Origin of the sequence: Anaerococcus vaginalis ATCC 51170, from assembly GCF_000163295.1 — a bacterium.
In the GTDB taxonomy this organism is placed as follows: Bacteria; Bacillota; Clostridia; order Tissierellales; family Peptoniphilaceae; genus Anaerococcus; species Anaerococcus vaginalis.
The window spans coordinates 354332-366857 of record NZ_GG700527.1; the positions used below are offsets into that span (position 1 = coordinate 354332).

13 protein-coding genes are annotated in these 12526 nt (G+C 28.8%); 12 read left to right on the forward strand and 1 reads right to left on the reverse strand.

The genetic code is table 11. The features are described from left to right. Positions 1–101: 101 nt before the first annotated feature. The 3 genes from HMPREF0078_RS01755 (at position 102) to recA (ending at position 4039) form a co-directional block, all read left to right on the forward strand. Positions 102–2363, forward strand: a complete 2262-nt coding sequence (locus HMPREF0078_RS01755; RefSeq protein WP_004838381.1) for a DNA translocase FtsK — start codon at positions 102–104, stop codon at positions 2361–2363. A 1-nt stretch (position 2364) separates the two neighbouring features. Continuing rightward, on the forward strand, positions 2365–2895 hold the full coding sequence (pgsA, locus tag HMPREF0078_RS01760) for a CDP-diacylglycerol--glycerol-3-phosphate 3-phosphatidyltransferase (protein WP_004838382.1): 531 nt from the start codon (positions 2365–2367) through the stop codon (positions 2893–2895). 73 nt (positions 2896–2968) lie between these two features. Further along, positions 2969–4039, forward strand: coding sequence for a recombinase RecA (gene recA, locus HMPREF0078_RS01765; protein WP_004838383.1), 1071 nt, complete (start codon positions 2969–2971; stop codon positions 4037–4039). Between the two features lie 66 nt (positions 4040–4105). Here recA and HMPREF0078_RS01770 read toward each other — a convergent pair whose 3' ends face one another. Continuing rightward, the gene (locus HMPREF0078_RS01770) at positions 4106–5149 is read right to left on the reverse strand and encodes a DNA polymerase IV (RefSeq protein ID WP_004838384.1); all 1044 of its coding nucleotides are present in this window, start codon (positions 5147–5149) and stop codon (positions 4106–4108) included. A 101-nt stretch (positions 5150–5250) separates the two neighbouring features. Here HMPREF0078_RS01770 and HMPREF0078_RS01775 point away from each other — a divergent pair, with 101 nt between their 5' ends. From HMPREF0078_RS01775 to lysS, 9 genes are all read left to right on the forward strand, one after another. Next, positions 5251–5496: an RNA-binding S4 domain-containing protein gene (locus tag HMPREF0078_RS01775; protein WP_004838385.1), complete on the forward strand. Its 246-nt coding sequence runs from the start codon at positions 5251–5253 to the stop codon at positions 5494–5496. Further along, positions 5489–5806, forward strand: coding sequence for an FtsB family cell division protein (locus tag HMPREF0078_RS01780; protein ID WP_004838386.1), 318 nt, complete (start codon positions 5489–5491; stop codon positions 5804–5806). The genes HMPREF0078_RS01775 and HMPREF0078_RS01780 overlap by 8 nt, the downstream gene beginning before the upstream one ends. Beyond that, positions 5778–7166, forward strand: a complete 1389-nt coding sequence (gene tilS, locus HMPREF0078_RS01785; RefSeq protein ID WP_004838387.1) for a tRNA lysidine(34) synthetase TilS — start codon at positions 5778–5780, stop codon at positions 7164–7166. Before HMPREF0078_RS01780 ends, tilS begins: the two co-directional genes overlap by 29 nt. Next, a complete protein-coding gene (hpt, locus tag HMPREF0078_RS01790; protein WP_004838388.1) occupies positions 7163–7714 on the forward strand; it encodes a hypoxanthine phosphoribosyltransferase in 552 nt (183 codons plus the stop codon). Before tilS ends, hpt begins: the two co-directional genes overlap by 4 nt. 100 nt (positions 7715–7814) lie before the next feature. After that, positions 7815–8306 (forward strand): DUF5673 domain-containing protein, encoded by a 492-nt coding sequence (locus HMPREF0078_RS01795; RefSeq protein WP_004838389.1) that lies wholly within the window; start codon positions 7815–7817, stop codon positions 8304–8306. Between the two features lie 72 nt (positions 8307–8378). Then, the gene (locus HMPREF0078_RS01800; protein WP_004838390.1) at positions 8379–9170 is read left to right on the forward strand and encodes a type III pantothenate kinase; all 792 of its coding nucleotides are present in this window, start codon (positions 8379–8381) and stop codon (positions 9168–9170) included. Then, positions 9148–10113 carry a tRNA dihydrouridine synthase DusB gene (gene dusB / locus HMPREF0078_RS01805; RefSeq protein WP_004838391.1) on the forward strand — a complete coding sequence of 322 codons (966 nt, stop codon included), beginning with the start codon at positions 9148–9150 and terminating at the stop codon, positions 10111–10113. Before HMPREF0078_RS01800 ends, dusB begins: the two co-directional genes overlap by 23 nt. A gap of 4 nt (positions 10114–10117) precedes the next feature. Continuing rightward, complete coding sequence (gene greA / locus HMPREF0078_RS01810; protein ID WP_004838392.1) at positions 10118–10591, forward strand: transcription elongation factor GreA; 474 nt, start codon at positions 10118–10120, stop codon at positions 10589–10591. Between the two features lie 8 nt (positions 10592–10599). After that, positions 10600–12513 (forward strand): lysine--tRNA ligase, encoded by a 1914-nt coding sequence (lysS, locus tag HMPREF0078_RS01815; protein ID WP_004838393.1) that lies wholly within the window; start codon positions 10600–10602, stop codon positions 12511–12513. Positions 12514–12526: the final 13 nt, after the last annotated feature.

A 12526-nucleotide genomic window follows, 5' to 3' on the forward strand; every position in this document is an offset into this window, starting at 1 on the left:
TTGCACCATAAATAAAATTTTGTAGAAGTTAAAAGAAGGCTGCCATTTATTAGGCAGTTTATTTATTTTCCCCTTTGTTATATAATCTATGTGAGGTGAATATGGCAAATACAAATTCAAATAGAAAAAGAAAAAAATCTAAATATTCAAAAAAATCTGAAAATAGAAAATTTAATAAGAAATCATTTTCTATATTTTTTATGTTTATCTCTCTAATAGGATTTATATTTTTAATTCTTCCAAACACTGGAAGACTGGGAGATTTTATTACATATACAAATTTTAGAATTTTTGGATTTATGTCTTATTTTGTTTTTATTTTTGTTTTTATAAGTTTTTTATTTGTATTTAGGGATAAATTCAAAAAAAATTTTAGGGTATTTAATATTTTATTTATCCTGATTTTATTAACTATGGCAATTTTATCTATGAAATTTTTGGATAAAACTTTGTCCCTATCAATTAAAAATGCTCAAAGATTGATAAGAGAATCTGGTGGCATTTTGGGAGTAAATATTAGTTTTTATCTAGAAAGGCTTATAGGTAGTGCAGGAATAATAATTTTATATATTATTTTTTGGATTTCTTTAATTAAAAATTTATTAGGCGTATCTTATAAGGACTTAATTACAAAGACCAAAGAAAAAACTGTAATTTTTGGAAATTTTATAGGGAAAAACTATATGAAAATTTCCAACAAAATAAAAACTTATTTTAGAGAAAAAAAGCTTAAAAAAATTAGAAATAATAGAGAAAACAAAAAAAGAGAAGAAATAGATAAAAAAGAAGATTTAAGCAAAAATAAAGTTATAAAGATTGAAGAAGAAGTAGAAAAAGATAATAAGGATGATTTTGACCAAAGATTTGAAAAGGCAAAAATAAATTCCTACAAATCAAAACAAGTCGATTTATCAGATTTTGACCAAACTTTTAAGGAAGAATATACTTTAAATTATAAATTCCCAAAACTAGATCTCCTTGATGATAGAGATGATAATAGCGAGCTTGACCAAAATGATATAAAAGATAAGGCGAGAAGAATTGAGGAGTGCTTGGATTCTTTTGGTATAAAATCAAAAGTTGTTCAAATTAATATCGGACCAAGCGTAACTTGTTTTGAATTAAAACCTCAAAGAGGTGTAAAAGTTTCAAAAATTTTAAATTTATCTGATGATTTATCCCTTGCACTTGCAACAAGCGATATAAGAATTGAAGCGCCAATTCCTGGCAAAAGCCACGTTGGAATAGAAGTTCCAAATTCACAAAAAGAAGTTGTTGGCTTAAAAGAAATGATTGCAAGCGAAGAGTTTATGAAAAGCACTAAGGAACTTCCTTTTGTTTTGGGAAAATCTATATCAGGCTTGCCAAAAGTTTCTGCAATAGAAAAAATGCCCCATCTTCTTGTGTCGGGTGCGACAGGATCTGGAAAAAGTGTTTGTATAAATACGATTATAATGTCAATTTTATATAAGCATTCGCCAGATGAAGTTAAATTGCTTTTGATAGATCCAAAAATCGTAGAGCTTTCAATTTATAATGGAATTCCTCATTTAATTATGCCAGTAATAACTGATCCAAAAAAAGCATCGTCTTCATTATTTTGGGCAATCAGAGAAATGGAAAGACGTTATAAATTATTTGAAGAAAATCACGTAAGAGATATTTCATCATACAGAGATTTATCAGAAATTGATGAAAATATAGAAAAACTTCCTTATGTTGTTATAATAATAGATGAGTTGTCAGATTTAATGATGACAGCTGCAAGTGAAGTTGAAGATTATATTACAAGACTTGCTCAAAAATCTAGAGCTTGTGGAATCCATTTGATAATTGCAACTCAAAGGCCAACAGTTGATGTAATAACTGGAACAATCAAGGCAAATATTCCATCAAGAATTGCTTTTGCAGTTACAAGTCAAATTGATTCAAGAACAATTCTTGATATGAGCGGAGCAGAAACTTTGCTTGGAAAAGGAGATATGTTATTTTCTCCATCAGATGCAATGAAGCCTATGAGAATTCAGGGAGCTTTTGTATCGGATTCTGAAGTTTTGAGAGTTGTAAATTATATAAAACAAACTCGCGAAGAAGAATACGATAAAAAAGCAATGGAGACTGTTGAGGAAAAAACAAAAATTGTTGAAAATGATGATGAGGATGAATTAATTGATGAGGCAATAGAAATTATTATAAATGAAAATACTGCTTCAGTTTCTCTTTTGCAAAGAAAATTAAAAGTAGGATATGCTAGAGCTGGGAGGATAATTGATCAATTGGAAGCTCGTGGCGTAATCGGTGGTTACGAGGGCAGTAAGCCTAGAAAAGTTTTGGTAGATCATAGCTATTTAGAAGGAGAGTAATATGAATATAGCAAATAAAGTTACAACCGTAAGAATGATTTTGGTGCCAGTATTTGTGGTATTATATTTAATTTTTGGTAGAATGTATAATGTTGCCGCAATCTTATATGCAGTTGCATCATTGACAGATGCTCTTGATGGACATCTTGCAAGAAGTAGAAATTTGGTTACAACTTTTGGAAAATTTATGGATCCGTTAGTAGATAAAATTTTGACTATGGCAGGATTTGTTTTATTGACAGCAACAAATATAATCCCAAGTTGGGCAGTTATTTTAATAATTTCAAGAGAGCTAATTATTACAGGACTTAGAACACTTGCAGCAAGCAATAATATAACAATTGCAGCAAGTAAGGGCGGAAAAGCAAAAACAATGAGCCAATGCGTATCTACTGTGATGCTACTATTAAATAATCCTACATTAAATTCAATAGGTCTTGTTTTATTTTATGTAGCAGTTGTATTGACAGTGCTTTCAGGAATTGATTATTTAGTTAAAAATAAAAAAGTTTTAAATTTAGACGATATATAAATTTTAAAGAAAATTTTTTAGATTTTTGAAGACAAGTTTTATTTTTTAATTTATAAAATAGGAAGGAAAATATATGGCTAAAGAAAAAGAAAAAAACACAGATAATGATAAAGAAAAAGCCCTAAGCCAAGCTTTTAAAAATATTGAAAAAAAATATGGTAAGGGTGCTATTATGAAAATGGGCGAAGCTCCAAAGGTTGATGTAACTGTAATTCCAACTGGCGCAATAAATCTAGATATTGCTCTTGGAGTTGGTGGACTTCCTAGAGGAAGAGTTATAGAAATATTTGGACCTGAATCTTCTGGTAAAACAACTCTTACTCTTCACTGCATTGCTGAAGATCAAAAATTGGGAAATACTTGTGCCTTTATTGATGCTGAGCATGCTATGGATGCAGAATATGCAAAAAAATTGGGAGTAAATATTGACGAATTAATTTTATCTCAACCAGATACAGGAGAACAAGCGCTAGACATTGCAGAATCTTTGGTAAGATCTGGTGCGGTTGATTTGATTGTTGTCGATTCAGTTGCAGCTCTTGTACCAAAAGCAGAAATTGAAGGACAAATGGGAGATAGCCACATGGGTCTTCAAGCAAGACTTATGAGCCAAGCTTTGAGAAGATTGACTGGAATTATTTCAAAAACAAATACCACAGTTATTTTTATAAATCAATTGAGAGAAAAAATTGGAGTTATGTTTGGTAATCCTGAAACAACAACTGGAGGTAAGGCTCTTAAATTTTATTCATCAGTAAGACTTGATATTAGAAGAATAAAAGGAATCCAACAAGGCGATGATTATATAGGAAATAGAACTAGGGTAAAAGTTGTAAAAAATAAAGTTGCTCCTCCTTTTAAAGTTGTAGAATTTGATATTATGTATGGACAAGGAATTTCAAAATCTGGAGTAATTTTGGATTCTGCCGTTGATGAAGACATAGTAGAAAAAGCAGGAAGCTGGTATTCTTATAATGGAGAAAAACTTGGTCAAGGTAGGGAAAATGTAAAAACATATCTTGAAGAAAACGAAGACATTCTCCACGAAATTGAAGAAAAATTAAGAGAGAATATAAATTCTGACAAAAAAGATTCAAAAGAATCTGAAAATGTTGAAGAAGATTCTGAAAACGAAGAAGAATAAAAAAAATCGCAAGCTAGTAGAAAATTCTATTATCTTGCGTTTTTTTATTTATGAAATTTTAAAAAATTATTTATCGAATAAGCTTAATTGAGTATGATTCTTTTTTGATAAATTTGATAGGGAAAGTCCTATAAGCCTTAAATTTTCGTTTGAAATAATTTGGTCTAACAAGTCCTTGGCAATTTCTGCAATATCTTCTTTTTTTGATATTGGAGAAAGTAGGGTGTAGGATTTTGTATGAGTTTTGAAATATTCTGTTTTAATTTTTAAATTTATAGTGTAGGCTTTTATGTCTTTCGCTTTCAAATCTTCTTCGATTTTTTGGGAAATTTCGTCTATATAAGCATATAAAATTTTTAAATCTTTGGTATTTTTCCTAAAGGTAAATTCTCTGCCTATTGATTTTCTTTTTGTATTTGTTTGAACTTTCCTATTATCTTCGCCTCTTATAACCTTATAAACATATCTTCCTTGCTTTCCAAATAGTGATTGTAAAAATTCTTGGTCTAGTTTTAATAAATCTGCAATTTTATAAACGCCAATATCTTTTAATTTTTGAACAGACTTATTTCCAAGTCCATGAACTTTTTTTATATCTAAATTTTTTAAAATTTCAGGCACTTCTTCTTTGCTTATTTCTTTTATGCCCATCGGTTTATTCCAGTCGCTTGCAAGTTTTGCCAAAAATTTATTGTAAGAAATTCCAATTGATACTCCAATTCCCGTTTCTTTTAAAACTTGATTTTGAATTTTTTGTGCTAAAATTTTTTTATCTTCATTATTGTCTATAAAAATATATGCCTCATCGATTGAAACTTGTTCTATTGTATGTGAATATGATTCTATAATATCAAAAACTTCTTTTGATTTTTTCTTGTAATATTTTCTGTCGACTTTTACCATAATTAAATCTGGACAAAGTTGTTTGGCAATAAAAACTGGCATGGCAGAATGGATTCCATACTCTCTTGCCTTATAATTTGCTGTTGTAATTATTGATTTATTTGAAAGACCACCGACAGCCATTGGGAAATTTTTTAAATTTGGATTTCTAAGCTCTTCGCATGATGCGTAAAAGGCGTCGCAGTCTATATGAAAAATTTTATTCATAATATCACCATTACAATTATACTCATAATAAAAAATAAATGAAATTGTTTTATTATGGACTAAATGGGTCTTTATTTGTTATAATTAATTAAGGTGATTTAATGAGAATAGATAAATTTTTAAAAAATTCAAGAATAATTAAAAGAAGGCAGGTTGCAAAAGACGCTTGCCTAAATGAAAGAGTAAAAATAAATGGTAATATTGCCAAGGCAGGAAGTGATGTGGAATGTGGAGATATAGTTGAAATTTGCTTTGGAAAAAGCAATTTAAAAGTAAAAGTTCTTGACTTGATTGATGGTGCTAAAAAAAATGATGCAAGTGAAATGTATGAGGTTATAGATGAATAAATGTGAAAAATACCTTAAAAATAGGTCAAAAAAGAATAAAAGATTTTTGATGGGAAGTATCCTTGTTTTTGTATTGGTATTTGTTTTGTCAAAATCATTTAATAGCAAAGTAAATGCACAAATTGTGGATTTAAATGCTAATATTAAAACAACAAACAGCAAAATTTCTAGCATAAGAGGAGAAATTGACTCTATAAAAGAAGACTATGAAAATAGAAATACAGATGAGTACAAGGAAAAAATAGCTAGAGAAAAATTAGGTATGCTTAAGAAAGACGAATATGTGTACAAAGACGAAAATAATAAATAAGTTTAAGTCCACAATAGAAAAAAATAATCTAATAGAAAAAAATGATACCATAATTGTTGGAGCAAGCGGTGGCCCTGATAGCCAATTTTTAATTTATTTGCTAAATGAAGTAAAAGATTACTACAAAATAAATATAGTTCTTGCCCACCTAAATCATCTGCATAGGCTTGATGCAAATGAAGATGAAAAATTAGTTGAAAAAACTGGAGAGAAATTGGAATTTAAAACATTTATAGACCATAAGTCTATGGATGATTACGCAAAAAAAGAAAAAATTTCAGCAGAAAATGCTGGAAGAATTTTAAGGTATGATTTTTTTAGGTCAATAAAAAATAAATACAAAAATGCAAAAATAGCAGTTGCCCACAACAAAGACGATCAGGCAGAAACGGTTCTTATGAGAATAATAAGAGGATCAGGTCTTGATGGACTAAGGGCAATGGATTATAAAAACAAAGATATAATTAGACCAATAATGGATTTTACTAAAAGTGAAATTTTGGAATTTTTAGATGAAAATAAAATTTCCTATCACATCGACTATACAAATTTGGAAACTGATTATACCAGAAATAAAATTAGACTTGAAATAATACCAGAAATCGAAAAAATAAATCCAAATTTCAAAAATTCTTTAGTTTCCTTATCAGATATTGCAAAAAGTGATTATAAAATTATAAGAAAAGTTGAAGATGAAAAACTTGAAAAAATTCTTATAAAAAAAGATACAAACCATATTTCTTTTGATAAAAATGAATTTGAAGAAATTTCAGATGCGTTGAAGGCAAGGCTTATAAGAAGGGCTGTAGAATTTTTATATGGAAATATCAATGATTTTTCAAAAACAAATATAGAGGATTTTATAAAAATAAGGTCATTGGAAAATGGGAAAAAAATTATTAAAGATGATTTAATTTTTGAAAAAAATTATAGGACTTATGATTTTTACATAAAAAGAAAAACTCTTGAAAAAAATTTAAAAGAAATCTATATGAATTTAAATGATAAAAAAATTTTTGGAAATTATAAATTTAAAACAGCTCTTGTTTCTTATGATTTTTATAAAAATTCTAGCAAAAAAAATAGAGTTTTTTATGGTTTGGAAAACTTAGAGGATATTTCAATAAAAATCAGGTATAGAGTATATGGCGATTATTTTACAGCAATGAAAAATGGAAAAAGAAAAAAACTCAAAGATTTCTTTATTGATGAAAAAATTGATAGAAAAGATAGGAACAAAATTCCACTTTTATTTATAAACAACAAGCTAGCATGGATTGTTGGAAAAAGAAGAAGTGAGGATTTTAAAGTAAAATATGACGATACGAATATTTTAATGGTAAGTGTGGAGGAGTTATGAAAATTGATTTAGAAGATGTAATAGACCAAGTACTAATTGATGAAGAAAGTTTAAATAAAAGAATAAAACAGCTTGCAGGTCAAATAAACGAATATTATTTAGACAAAAATGAGCTTGTACTTGTGGGAATTCTAAAAGGTTCAATTATGTTTATGGCTGAACTTGCCAAAAATATTAAATTAGATTGTACTTTAGAATTTATGGATGTTTCATCTTACGAAAATGGCACACAATCTTCAGGAAATGTAAAAATAATAAAAGATTTGGATACAGATATTACTGGAAAAGAAGTTTTATTAGTTGAAGATATAATTGATACAGGTAGAACATTAGATGCCTTGAAAGATTCTTTAATAAAAAGAGGAGCAAATTCTGTAAAAATTATAACCTTACTTGATAAACCAGAAAGAAGAGAAATAGAAATAAAACCAGATTGGTCTGGCTTTAAAATTCCAAATGAGTTTGTAGTTGGCTACGGACTTGATTATATGCAAATGTATAGAAACCTACCCTTTATTGGGGTTTTAAAAAGAGAAGTTTATGAGTAAAATAAAGATAGAAAAATGTTAAAATCTTATTAAATTTGGCTTTATTTCATTTTTTGAAAAAAGCCTTATTTTTTGAGTTTAAATAAAAATAGGAGGTAATATGAAACAATTTGACAAATTTATTATATTAATTTATGTAGGACTTATAGCATGGCTTGGATTTAAATTATTTAAAAGCAAAAAATCAGTTAAAAATTTACAAGGCGATGTAAAAAGTTTTGGAAAAAGATCATCAACTATGGAATATATTTTGTTTGGGCTTTTAATTGTAACAGGAGCTATAAATTTATTTCAAGGAATCAGAATGAAAAATCAAACAGGTCTTATGACAGCATCTGTAATGATAGTTATGGGCTTAGTATTTTTCCTAAATACAAAAACAAAAATTTATATTGGAGAAAATGGAATTTTATTAAACGATTCATTTTATACTTACAAAGAATTAAAAAAATGGGGCTTTGATAAAGAACGTGGAAATTTGGTAGTAATTACTAGAAAAGACCACCAAGATAATCAAGAATCAGTCCAAGTAAAATTTGAAGATATTGAACAAATAAATACCCTAATAAGAAAATATAAATTAGGTAAATAATCTTGAAAAATCAAACAAGATGATGTATCATAATAGAGTTAATGTTGAGATTATAAAAATTTAGGAGAATATATGCTACTTGTAGTAGATGTCGGCAATACAAACACTGTGATTGGCGTTTACAATAAAAAGAAATTAAAAACAAAATTTAGAATTACAACAAATCAAATTGTAACAAGCGATGAAATAGTTCAAATTCTATATAATTTTTTGGCAATTCATAAAATTGATAAAGATAATATAGAAGATACAATAATATCATCAGTAGCACCCGATGTTTTATATTCATGGCAATCTGCAAACAGAAAATTTTTTGGAAGAGAAGCTATGATTGTAGGAATAGGCACAAAAACTGGAATTGATATAAAATATGATAATCCAAGAGAAGTTGGTGCTGATAGGGTAGTAGATGCTGTAGCAGCTTACGAAATGTATGGGGGACCTACAATAGTAGTTGATCTTGGAACTGCATCAACATTCGATGTTGTAAATAAACATGGACAATATTTGGGAGGATCTATTGCACCAGGACTCAAAACAAGTCTTGATGCTTTGATAGATAGAACAGCTCAACTTCCAAGAATTGAATTACATGATCCATCATCAGCCATTGCAAAAAATACATCAGAATCAATAAATGCTGGAATGGTTTTTGGATATATTGGTTTGATTGATGGAATAATAGAACAGTTGATAAAAGAAATTATTAAAAAAGAAAATATAACAAAAGAAGAAATAAATATAGTTTCAACTGGAGGATATTCTGAATTATTGGCATCAGAGTCCAGATACATCGAAATTGTAGAAAATGACCTAACCTTAGAAGGTTTAAGATTGATTTATGAGAGAACAATTAAAAAATAAACAAATAATGTTGGCACCCTTGGCTGGAGTGAGTGATGTTGGTTTTAGGTTGATTGCAGAAAAATACGGAGCAGACAAAACCTTTACAGAAATGGTTTCAGTAAATGCTCTTTATTATGACAACAAAAAAACTGACGATTTGTTATTTATTTCTGAAAACGAAAAAAATTGTAACATACAAATTTTTGGTTCAAAACCTGAGCTAATAGAAAAGGTAGTAAAAGATAAAATAAATCCAATTGAAAAGTCAAAAGAAATTTCTTTTAATATGGGATGTCCCGTAGCAAAAATCACAAAAAACGGCGAAGGAAGCGCCCTTATGGCAAAGCCAAAATTAGTTGAAGAAATTTGTAAGATTTTGAGAAAATCTACTGACAAAAAAATAAATATTAAATTTAGATTAGGAATTGATGATAAAAATTTAAATTATTTAGAAATAGGAAAAATTGCCCAAGATGCTGGAATAGACTATGTGATTTTGCACGCAAGAACAAAAGAACAGATGTATTCAGGAAAGGCTAATTGGAATCATATAAAAATATTAAAAGAAAATCTCTCAATTCCAGTTATAGCAAATGGAGATATATTTTGTGTAGAAGATTTTGTAAAAGTAATTGATAAAACAAAAGCTGATGGGGTAATGCTTGCAAGAGGAGCAATGGGCAATCCTTTTTTATTTAAAGAAATAAAAGATTATATAAATAAGGGATTTTATGAAAAGCCATCTTCAACACAAATAATTGACCAACTTATAGAACAATACAAATTAGAATTAAAATATAAAAAAGAAAAATTAGTAGTAACGCAAATGAGAAAACACCTATCATGGTATATAAAAGGACTTGAAAACTCAAGCAAGATCCGTGATTTGGTTAATAAATTAAATACAATTGAAGAAGTGATGGATGCCTTAGAAAAATATAAATCCACACTGAAAGGATGATAAAATGACAGAACAAAAAGAAGTAATTCTATCAAAAGAATACCTACAAAAATTACAAGACGAACTAGAATATTTAAAAACAAAAAGAAGACCAGAAATAGCAGAAAAAATTAAAGAAGCAAGATCTTTTGGAGATCTTTCAGAAAATGCTGATTACGATGAAGCTAAAAACGAACAAGGCGAAGTCGAATCAAGAATTGCAAAAGTTGAAGATATGATAAGACATGCCAAAACTTTTGAAGATTCTACAAACAAAGATGAAGTAAGTGTAGGAAGTAAAGTTTTAATTCACGATGAAGAATTTGATGAAGATTTGGAATATAAAATAGTAGGAACAGCTGAATCAAATCCACTTGAAGGATTTATTTCAAACGAATCTCCTGTTGGGGAAGCTTTACTTGGAAAGAAAAAAGGCGATAAAGTAGAAGTTGTTACACCAAATGGAAAATGCTACTATACTATTAAAGAAATAAGATAGGAGTAAATATGGCAAATAATAATCAAGACCTTAATGAAATGCTTCAAATTAGGAGGGAAAAGCTTGAAAAATTAAAAGCTGAAGGCAAAAACCCTCACGCTATTGTAAATTATAGAAATAGAAGCTTATCCGAAGATATAAAAGATAATTTTGAAGAATTTGAAGGAAAAATCGTAAGAGTTGCTGGAAGAATTATGGCAAGACGTGGCCATGGAAATATGAGCTTTATGGATGTTCAAGATTCTCTTGGACAAATTCAAGTTGTAAATCGTAAAAATATCATGGGAGATAATTTCAAAGAAACAAAAGGCTATGATATTGGAGATATAATTGGAATAGAAGGAAAAGTTTTTAAAACAAACCAAGGCGAAATTTCTATTGAAACAGAACACGCAGATCTTTTAACAAAATCTTTGCAAATTTTACCAGAAAAATGGCACGGACTAAAAGATCCTGATATAAGATACAGACAAAGATATGTAGATTTAATTGTAAATCCAGAAGTAAAAGATGTTTTTGTACTTAGAAGTAAAATAATTTCTGAAATTAGAAAATTTTTAGAGAATAGAGGATTTTTGGAAGTTGAAACACCAATATTAAATACAATTGCAGGTGGAGCAAGTGCAAGACCATTTATAACCCACCACAATAGTTTGGATATTGGAATGTATTTAAGAATTGCATCAGAGCTTTATTTAAAAAGATTAATTGTTGGTGGATTCGATAAGGTTTATGAAATAGGCAGAATGTTTAGAAACGAAGGCATGGATGCAACTCATAATCCAGAATTTACAACAATGGAATTATATCAAGCCTATGGCGATTTTGAAGATATGATGGAAATTACAGAAACAATGGTAGAAGAAGTAGCAAACAAAGTAAAAGGAACTACCCTTGTAGAGTTTGATGGCAAAGAAATAGAATTAAAAACTCCTTGGAAGAGAATTTCTATGATTGATGCTGTAAAAGAATATTCTGGAGTAGATTTTAACGAAATTACAGAATACGAAGATGCAGTAAAAATTGCTAAAGAAAAAAATATAGAAGTAAAATCAACAAGAGGCGAAATAATTGCAGAATTTTTTGATGAATTTGTTGAAGATAAATTAATTCAACCTACATTTGTAATTGATTATCCAGTAGAAATATCTCCGCTTGCAAAAAGAAAAAATGATGACGAAAGCCTAACATATAGGTTTGAAGCTTTTGTAAACGGAGCAGAAATTGCAAATGCCTTCTCAGAATTAAACGATGCAGTTGATCAAAAACAAAGATTTTTAGACCAAGTTGCAAAAAGAGAAGCAGGCGATGATGAAGCTCACATGATGGATTACGATTTTGTAAATGCTCTTGAAGTAGGAATGCCTCCAACAGGTGGACTTGGAATTGGAATTGACAGATTAATAATGATATTAACAGGTCAACGTTCAATAAGAGACGTATTACTTTTCCCAACAATGAAGCCAATAGGCTTAGAAAAGGCAGAAAATGGGGGTTTGTCAAAAGAAACTTACGAAACTTACGACAAACTTACGACAGAAGAAATTGACCTTTCAAAAGTGAAAGTTGAACCATTATTTGAAGATATGGTAGACTTTGAAACTTTCTCAAAATCTGATTTTAGAGTTGTAAAGGTTAAGAACTGCGAAGAAGTTCCTAAGTCAAAAAAACTTTTGAAATTTACATTAGATGATGGTTCTGAAAAAGAAAGAGTTATTTTATCTGGTATTAAGGAATATTACAGCTCAGAGAGCTTAATTGGAAAGACACTACTTGCAATTTGTAATCTTCCTCCTCGTAAGATGATGGGAATCGACTCAGAAGGTATGATTATATCTGCAATTTGTGAGTATGACGGTGAAGAAAAACTTAACTTAATAATGCTGGATGATAATATTCCAGCAGGATCAAAATTATATTAAAGGACACGCTAAT

Excerpts from the sequence above, each read along its gene's own strand:
- HMPREF0078_RS01755 (WP_004838381.1), top strand. The coding sequence starts at position 102 with ATGGCAAATACAAATTCAAATAGAAAAAGAAAAAAATCTAAATATTCA.
- pgsA (WP_004838382.1), top strand. The coding sequence starts at position 2,365 with ATGAATATAGCAAATAAAGTTACAACCGTAAGAATGATTTTGGTGCCA.
- recA (WP_004838383.1), top strand. The coding sequence starts at position 2,969 with ATGGCTAAAGAAAAAGAAAAAAACACAGATAATGATAAAGAAAAAGCC.
- HMPREF0078_RS01770 (WP_004838384.1), bottom strand. The coding sequence starts at position 5,149 with ATGAATAAAATTTTTCATATAGACTGCGACGCCTTTTACGCATCATGC.
- HMPREF0078_RS01775 (WP_004838385.1), top strand. The coding sequence starts at position 5,251 with ATGAGAATAGATAAATTTTTAAAAAATTCAAGAATAATTAAAAGAAGG.
- HMPREF0078_RS01780 (WP_004838386.1), top strand. The coding sequence starts at position 5,489 with ATGAATAAATGTGAAAAATACCTTAAAAATAGGTCAAAAAAGAATAAA.
- tilS (WP_004838387.1), top strand. The coding sequence starts at position 5,778 with ATGTGTACAAAGACGAAAATAATAAATAAGTTTAAGTCCACAATAGAA.
- hpt (WP_004838388.1), top strand. The coding sequence starts at position 7,163 with ATGAAAATTGATTTAGAAGATGTAATAGACCAAGTACTAATTGATGAA.
- HMPREF0078_RS01795 (WP_004838389.1), top strand. The coding sequence starts at position 7,815 with ATGAAACAATTTGACAAATTTATTATATTAATTTATGTAGGACTTATA.
- HMPREF0078_RS01800 (WP_004838390.1), top strand. The coding sequence starts at position 8,379 with ATGCTACTTGTAGTAGATGTCGGCAATACAAACACTGTGATTGGCGTT.
- dusB (WP_004838391.1), top strand. The coding sequence starts at position 9,148 with ATGAGAGAACAATTAAAAAATAAACAAATAATGTTGGCACCCTTGGCT.
- greA (WP_004838392.1), top strand. The coding sequence starts at position 10,118 with ATGACAGAACAAAAAGAAGTAATTCTATCAAAAGAATACCTACAAAAA.
- lysS (WP_004838393.1), top strand. The coding sequence starts at position 10,600 with ATGGCAAATAATAATCAAGACCTTAATGAAATGCTTCAAATTAGGAGG.